The organism is Vibrio sp. 2134-1, assembly GCF_033339495.1.
The window spans coordinates 1-515 of record NZ_JAWOUS010000968.1; the positions used below are offsets into that span (position 1 = coordinate 1).

The following is a 515-nucleotide window of genomic DNA, read 5'->3' on the forward strand; positions in this document are numbered from 1 at the left end:
GGCATCCCATCCACGATTCGTCATCTCCTTAAACAGCTCTGAGCCCTGACGGTAACCAATTTCACTCGCCGCCATCATCACTAAAGGCACCTCTTTCATCGGTTCGCCTTTCGCGTTTAGAAACTGATCATCAACAGTAATGACTTTCAAATCGTAGCTTTTCGCTTTGGCCATAATCGCAGGGCCAAGCTTTGGATCTGGCGTACAAATGACAAAACCTTTCGCCCCGCTGGCAGCAAGCGTATCAATCGCATTCAGCGTTTTTTCACCATCAGGCACGGCCATCTTGACCAATTCAAAATCGTATTGCTTCGCTGCTTTTTCCGCAAAAGACCACTCGGTTTGAAACCAAGGCTCTTCCGGCTGCTTCACGAGGTAACCAAGTCTGACGTTATCGTCATTGGAGCCAAAAAAAGCGTTAGCAGAGGCACTGAGCATTGTCATGCCAGATAGGGCAGCGATTGTGAGTAGTTTTTTTAATTTCATTGTTATCCATCCACTGGTAGAGGTGAGTG

1 protein-coding gene is annotated in these 515 nt (G+C 47.4%); it reads right to left on the minus strand.

Features of this window, described 5'->3' with window-relative positions; genetic code table 11:
• On the minus strand, positions 1–486 hold a 486-nt coding region (locus R7R78_RS29525), incomplete at its 3' end, for a substrate-binding domain-containing protein (RefSeq protein WP_225475014.1).
• Positions 487–515 lie beyond the last annotated feature (29 nt).